4 protein-coding genes and 2 pseudogenes are annotated in these 7,085 nt (G+C 62.1%); 5 read left to right on the forward strand and 1 reads right to left on the reverse strand.

Features of this window, described 5'->3' with window-relative positions; genetic code table 11:
• From HZZ16_RS36710 to HZZ16_RS37805, 3 genes and pseudogenes are all read left to right on the forward strand, one after another.
• The coding region (locus HZZ16_RS36710) for a hypothetical protein (protein ID WP_197955703.1) at positions 1-557 on the forward strand (557 nt) is incomplete at its 5' end.
• Between the two features lie 307 nt (positions 558-864).
• A complete protein-coding gene (locus HZZ16_RS36715; protein WP_197955711.1) occupies positions 865-2,625 on the forward strand; it encodes an adenylate/guanylate cyclase domain-containing protein in 1,761 nt (586 codons plus the stop codon).
• 122 nt (positions 2,626-2,747) lie between these two features.
• Positions 2,748-2,999 (forward strand): annotated as a pseudogene (locus HZZ16_RS37805) (GrlR family regulatory protein); the annotation flags it as partial.
• 242 nt (positions 3,000-3,241) lie between these two features.
• Here HZZ16_RS37805 and HZZ16_RS36720 read toward each other — a convergent pair.
• Positions 3,242-3,532, reverse strand: coding sequence for a hypothetical protein (locus tag HZZ16_RS36720; RefSeq protein WP_197955714.1), 291 nt, complete (start codon positions 3,530-3,532; stop codon positions 3,242-3,244).
• A gap of 143 nt (positions 3,533-3,675) precedes the next feature.
• Between HZZ16_RS36720 and HZZ16_RS36725 the strand changes: the two genes are divergently transcribed.
• Together HZZ16_RS36725 and HZZ16_RS36730 are read left to right on the forward strand one after the other, a co-directional pair.
• Positions 3,676-6,699 carry an AfsR/SARP family transcriptional regulator gene (locus tag HZZ16_RS36725; RefSeq protein WP_197955723.1) on the forward strand — a complete coding sequence of 1,008 codons (3,024 nt, stop codon included), beginning with the start codon at positions 3,676-3,678 and terminating at the stop codon, positions 6,697-6,699.
• Positions 6,700-6,807: 108 nt separating this feature from the next.
• A pseudogene (locus HZZ16_RS36730) lies at positions 6,808-7,085 on the forward strand (GrlR family regulatory protein); the annotation flags it as partial.

The raw sequence follows: 7,085 nt of genomic DNA on the forward strand, positions 1-7,085 counted from the left end.
CCCAGGTCATCACCGAGCGGCACAACCTCGACCCCAGCTACAAGCCGATGATGGGCGCCGACGTCGCCTCGATCGGGGCGCGCGGCCGGCTTTACGGCAACCAGATCCGTCTCGAGGGCGGCGCGGACACCATGCCCGGCGCCAGGTTCTGGGCTCATCTCACCCGCCTCGGCGACGAGGGGTTGCCGCCGAGCGGGACGGTCGGACCAGGCGGCATCGCCAACGGGCTCTATGGGATGAAGCTGAGTGCGCTCGACGGCGTCGACGCCGGACTGTCCGGCGTGATGCTGCTGATCGAAGGGCGCATCCTCGGCGGCGATGCGTTCTTCTACTATCTCGGCGCCTATTCCTCGGCGGACGGCCGCTGGAAGGGCGAGATGCTGAATCAGGAGCACACGCCGGCAAAAGGCGACAACCCCGTGTTCGGCGGCCTCGAGGTCGGCATCGGATTCTCCGGGACCTGCACGGAAGACAGCGGCGAGCTCGAAGGCATCGCGCTCGCGGGCAAGCGAAGCCTGCGGCTTGCGGCCTCGCTCAAGCTGATGCGAAGGGCGTAGGGCGCACACTCATTTGAACGGGTGTCCGCTTCGTGAGCTGAAGCAGACCTCACGCCTCGCCGCGCCCGCATGTGTCTCGTTAGCGAAATCAAGAGCAGCTCCGAAATGGTCTGGTCGTCAGGGTAGACCAGTTCACTCGGGAGCCAAACGACGCGATTTACGCGAAGGAGGCGATCTCCAAATCGAAAGCTGCCGGTTGCCGCGGAACCGGCTTTTCTGGGGTGTCGCCAGCTGGGGCCAGATGACCGTCGACGTCTCATGAGGTAGTCTCGACAGCCTAAGCGCTCGAACTGGAACGGGCATTGGCATGACCCGGAAGCTCGCAGCCATCATCGCCGCCGACGTAGTCGGTTACAGCCGATTGATGGGCAGTGACGAGGCAGGGACTTTGGCGGCTCTGAAAACGCATCGACGAGAGCTGATCGATCCGAAGATTACCGAACGCCAGGGCCGCATCGTCAAGACGACCGGCGACGGTCTCCTGATCGAATTCCCAAGCGTGGTGGAAGCCGTTCAATGTGCCGTGGAGGTCCAGCGCGCCATGCAGGATCGCAACCGTAACGTGCCGGACGACCATCGCGTCGAGTTCCGTATCGGTATCAATCTAGGCGACATCATCATCGACGGCGACGACATTTACGGTGACGGTGTCAACGTTGCAGCTCGGCTCGAAACTCTCGCCGGCGCCAATGGGATCTGCGTGAGCAGAGTCGTGCACGATCAGGTGCGCGACAGGCTAGATCTGGCCTTCGAAGATCTTGGCGAGCGGCAGCTTAAGAACATCGCTCGGCCGGTGCGCGTCTTCCGGATTGCAGTATCGGCGGTTGGGCTGCGGACCCCATCGGTAAGGCCCACACTGTCGCTTCCAGACAAGCCGTCCGTTGCGGTGTTACCTTTCACAAACATGAGCGGGGATCCCGAACAGGACTACTTTGCTGATGGAATGGTCGAGGACATCATCACCGCATTGTCCCGCTTCAAAGCGCTGTTCGTGATCGCTCGCAATTCAAGCTTCACTTACAAAGGGCGAGCCGTCGATGTGAAACAAGTCGGGCGCGAGCTTGGGGTTCGGTATGTATTGGAAGGCAGCGTTCGTAAAGCTGCCAATCGAGTGCGGATCACCGGACAGCTGGTCGATACCGCCAATGGCGCGCATCTTTGGGCAAACCGATTTGATGGAGGGTTAGGTGACATTTTCGATTTGCAGGATCAGGTCACCGAGAGCATTGTCGGAGCGATCGCGCCGGCGGTCGAGAAGGCCGAGATCGAGCGCGCCAAACGTAACCCAACCGAGAGTCTTGATGCCTATGATCATTACCTGCGCGGGTTGGCCAGCTCTTATCGAATTACGAATCGGCAAGCTAATGAAGAGGCGTTACGCCTATTCAATAAAGTGATCAAGCTCGACCCGGGTTTTGCATCAGCTTACGGTCGTGCCGCCCTTTGCTATGCCTGGGCGAAGACGAACGGCTGGATTTCATTCACAGCCAGCGAAATTACCAAAGTGAAGAAGCTCACGCAGAGGGCTGTTGAGCTCGGAAAAGACGACGTCATCGCCGTCGCCGCGAGCGGATATACTTTAGCGTTTGTTGCCCGCGATCTCGAGGAAGGGGCAGCCTTGATCGACCGCGCGCTTGCATTCAATTCCAATTGGGCGGAGGCATGGTTCTGGGGTGGATGGGTGAAAAACTGGCTAGGCGAGCCGGAGGTCGCGATCGAGCGCTTCGCACGTGCCATCCGCCTCAACCCCCTCGATCCCTCAATTAGCGGAGTGCGAGCTGGGCTCTCGCACGCCCATTTCTTCCTTGGTCACTACGACGAGGCAGCCTCGTGGGCAGCAATGGCGTTGCAGGATAACCAGGATTTTCAACCTGCATTACGTGCAGCGGCTGCAAGCAGCGCAATGGCCGGTCGATTGGAGCGAGCACATCAGTGCCTGCTGCGGCTGCGGCAGCTCAATCCCGCCTTGCGTCTTTCGAATCTCAAGGATTTGTTAGGACCTTACCGACGCGCCGAAGACATCTCGCGCTACCAAGAAGGATTGAGGAGAGCTGGGCTGCCCGAATGACCATCACCGCCTCAGTAGGCGGAGCCGAAACTAGGACGTCCGCGATCGGCCGCTGAGCAGAACATCGCGAGAGCTTTCGCCCAATGTCTGCTGTTTGGCGAAGGCGGATGTGACCGACTGATAGGCTGACCGCTGCTGATGCGTTCTTCTACTATCTCGGCTCCTATGCGTCGGCGGACGGCCGCTGGAAGGGCGAGCTGCTGAACCAGGAGCACACGCCGGCGAAAGGCGAGAACCCCGTGTTCGGCGGCCTCGAGGTCGGCATCGGATTCTCCGGGACCTGCACGGAAGACAGCGGCGAGCTCGAGGATCGCGCTTGCGGGGAAGCGAAGCCTGCGGCTGACACCTCGCTCAAGCTGATGCGAAGAGCGTAGCACGTCTAGGGCAAAGCTTGCGAAAGAGCGCCATTCGTGCCGCGTGGAACGGCAGCGCACCAAAAAGGGCACGCTCTGGTTGGATGCTCGCAGCCGAGCTGGGCGGCCATGCGGCTTGTTCTTCGCTAAGAAGCGCAAGCTACGGCGATGCTCGCCGGCCGGTAACAACGCAGCGATATGTCGCGGAATCCGATTGGCGCGCGGCGGCTGGTGCGAGATCAGCCGCCACGCGACAGCGCGATCTACCGCGTGGGATCGAGCGCAACCACGGGGGAGAGGGCGAGCTCTGTGATCCCGCGTGCCGCATTGCTCGCGATCTGCTCATCGCGGGCTTCTTGGCGCGGCGTGAGGATCGGCGCCGACACGCCGGCGGCAGGAGTCCCCTGTTGCGCGTTCGCCGGGCCCAATATCACGAACTGGTGCGGCGTAATCGGAAAGCCCAGCACTTCATAGGTTGGCAGTTCTGCAGCGTTGGCTCCGACTGAGCCCATCAAGAGTGCGGCGGCGGCTGCGATCGACAAACGGTTCCACATGGTAATCTCCCTCGGAAACGGTGGCCCTGACCTCGCAAGCACACTATCTGCCCGCCGCAATGGACCTGTCGGCCCGAGCGTGATAAATTCGCAAAATCGTCGGACCGGGTGTTTTTTGCACCCCGAGCAAAGGGCCGGCGGATATGGCGAAGGCAAAGCTTGCACTGCTCGGCAGCTTCCGGCTCCAGATGGACACCGGTGAGCCCATCCCCTTGGCCACCAAAAAGACGACAGCCCTGCTCGCCTATCTGGCAATGCATCAGGACGAAGCGCAGGCGCGACCAAAACTTGCGGCGCTGTTGTGGGGCGATCACAGTGAGGCGCAGGCCCGCGACAGCCTGCGACAGGCGCTGAGCCTTTTGCGCAAGGCCTTGTCACGGACCTGTCCTGCGGCGCTGATCGCTCAGGAGGACACCGTCCGTCTCGAGCCGACCACCCTCGAAATCGATGCAAAAGTCTTCGAGCATCTTATCGAGGAACCCGGCGTGGCGAACCTGGAGCGGGCGATCGAGATCTATCGTGGCGAATTCCTCGACGGGTTTCAGGTAGCGGCACCAGAGTTTGAAAACTGGGCAGCGGCGGAACGGCAGCGGCTCCGTGAACTCGCCTTGGACGGCATGGCGAAGCTGCTCGATCACCACCTATCGGAAGGTGTGATCGAACGCGGCACTCACATCGCAACACGCCTGCTTGCCGCGGATCCTCTGCAAGAACGTGTGCATCGCGTCCTGATGGAGCTCTATGCTCGGCAAGGCAGACAGGGTGCGGCACTCCGGCAGTATCGGACCTGCGCGGAACTGCTCTCCAGGGAACTGGGAATTGAGCCAGACGCGCAGACCAAGTCATTGCACCGCCATCTCCTGCGAGAGTGGAACCGCAGGGAGCCCGGACCCTCGATCGTGCGAAGCCCGGTGCGAGAGGGACCCGCCAGCCGGATCCGCGAGAGTCCGCGAGCCACGGACGTTTTGGACGGAAGTACTCCTCCACGGCTGAACACGAATGTCGCGCCGGGTAACTTGCCTGTCCAGGCAACGAGCTTTCTGGGGCGCGACAGAGACCTCGCCAGGGCAGGCGGGATCATGTCCGGCGCACGGCTGGTGACGCTGACCGGCCCCGGCGGAATCGGCAAGACACGGCTCGCACTTCAGCTCGCGGCGCAGTTGCACGACAAGTATGCGGACGGCACATGGATAGTGGAGCTTGCCGCATTCGACGATCCGGGTGCCATCGGTCACGCCGTCGCCGACGTCTTCGGCATCACGCAACAGGCCGGGAAGACCATCGAGCAAAGCGTCGCTGATGCACTTGCCAGGCGAAACCTGCTTCTCATTCTCGACAATTGCGAGCACTTGATCGATGCGATAGCCGGTCTTGCACGGGAGATCCTGTCGAGATGCCCGCATGTCAGCCTGCTGGCGACCAGCCGGGAGATGCTGATGCTCGATGGCGAACGGACCTACCCGGTGCTGCCGCTCGAATGCGGCGACGGAAGCGATGCGCCAGCGGTTCAGTTGTTCGTGGAGCGCGCGCGATTCGTGGAACCACACTTCGAACTTAATGGTGACGGTGACACGGTCTGTGAAATATGCCGCCGCCTCGATGGGATCCCACTGGCCATCGAGCTTGCAGCCGCACGAACGCGTACAATGAGTCCCTGTCAGATCCGCGATCGCCTGCATGAACGCTTCCGCCTGCTCACCAGCGGGCCGCGACGCGTCTTGAAACGACACCAGACGCTGCGCCACGCGGTCGAATGGTCGTATGACCTGTTGTCGTCATCCGAGCAGGCGGTGCTTTTGCGCACATCGGTATTCTCCGGAGGTTTCGGATTGGAGGCTGCCGAGCGCGTCTGTTGCGGCGGCGACATCGCAGTCGGCGATGTTCTCTATCTCCTGGACTCGCTGGTGCGCAAATCGCTACTCAGCGTCAAACGGGTCGGGAATGCAGTTCGCTACAGCGCGCTCGAAACCATCCGACAGTTTGCCGAGGAGCGGCTCGCGATGCTCGGCGAGGCCGAGGTCTTTCGGCGTCGCCATGCCCAATTCTTCGCGGAGGATGCCGAGACGCACCACAGGATTTGGCGAAGCCCACAGCAACTGATTGCTTATGCCTGGCTCGATCAAGAGGTGGACAATCTGCGCGCGGCGTTTCGGTGGGCGAGCAGTCAGGATGATATCGATGTTGCGGCCCGCATCGCATCCAGGATTCCGGGCATGGCAGTTCTCCGGGTGCGCAGCGAACCCCTCAACTGGCCGATGGAGATCGTCGATGCCGCAAGGCGCGCCGGCCATCGCCGGCTCGGCGCCCTGCTGACTTACGCGGCGAAAATGGCCTGGAACCTGGGGCGCGTTCAAGAAGCAACGCGCTACGCCGAAGAAGCGATAGCGCTGATGGGCAACGCCAACTTTGATCCGCCGGTGTGGGCATTCGCCGTTCTCGCCATGATTGCCTCCCGACAAGGCCACGCCGAAAGCGCTGTCAAGTTTGCACGTGCCGGCGCCGAGCACCCAGCGGACCGGCGCGAGCGGCAATGCCTGGCGACGCTTCCTTTCTACCTCGCCATGGCCGGTGCCCATGAGGAGGCAATGGCGATCGCCGACGACATCCTTGACAAGGTTGCGGCCACCCGAACTCCAAGTACGCTGATCGCGGCGCTGTTCTCCAAGGGAAGAGCCTTCAGCAAAGCCGACCCAGGGCGTGCCTTGGATGCATTCGAGGCGGCCCTTGCCCATGCAAGGACATCCGGTAACCGTTACTGGGAGATCGTCATCATCCCCGCCGTCGCGGAGCTGCAAGTGCGAAGCGGCGATCCGGTCAAGACGCTGCGAACCCTGCCGCGAATGCTCGAAATCTGGAGCCAATCAACAGAGATCGGGCTTGCGACCCTCACGACCGCCACGCTCATTCTGCTGTTTGATCGGCTCGGCCATCCCACGGTCGCGGCCACGCTCAGCGGAGCCCTCTCCCAAATGATCCCATCCACCAGCTTTTTCCAGGAGCTGCCCGACACCCTCGCCAACGTTCGTCTGGTGCTGGGCAATGCCGCGTTCGCGGAGGCCAAGCGGCGTGGTGCGGCGATGACTCACCGCGAGGTGGTCGACTATACGGCAAATCAGGTCCAGCACGCGTTGGGCGCGCTGGGCGCATCAAAGGCCGAATGTCGATAGCCCGGCTGCGGATGGTGCCGGGGCGGTGATGCGGAAAAGCCGGTGGCTTCGCTGCGGCGACGATGGTAGGTAGCCGCAATTCATTTCCGATTTTGCAGGTTCAGGACGTTGTTGGACGGGCTCTACAAGGTTGAATACGGCGTCAACGATGCGTTCGGCTGCAGCATCATGTGCCTGCATGACGGCAGGATGCTGGGCGGCAATTCGGGCTTTGCGCATCTCGGCAGCTACGTCGAGCGCGACGGCGAGATCATCGCCCAGGTCATCACCGAGCGGCACAACCTCGACCCCAGCTACAAGCCGATGATGGGCGCCGACGTCGCCTCGATCGGGGCGCGCGGCCGGCTTTACGGCAACCAGATCCGTCTCGAGGGCGGCGCGGACAC

The organism is Bradyrhizobium glycinis, from assembly GCF_016031655.1.
In the GTDB taxonomy this organism is placed as follows: domain Bacteria; phylum Pseudomonadota; class Alphaproteobacteria; order Rhizobiales; family Xanthobacteraceae; genus Bradyrhizobium; species Bradyrhizobium glycinis.

Coding starts and splice junctions, on each gene's coding strand:
- HZZ16_RS36725 (WP_197955723.1), top strand. CDS start 3,676: ATGGCGAAGGCAAAGCTTGCACTGCTCGGCAGCTTCCGGCTCCAGATG.
- HZZ16_RS36720 (WP_197955714.1), bottom strand. CDS start 3,532: ATGTGGAACCGTTTGTCGATCGCAGCCGCCGCCGCACTCTTGATGGGC.
- HZZ16_RS36715 (WP_197955711.1), top strand. CDS start 865: ATGACCCGGAAGCTCGCAGCCATCATCGCCGCCGACGTAGTCGGTTAC.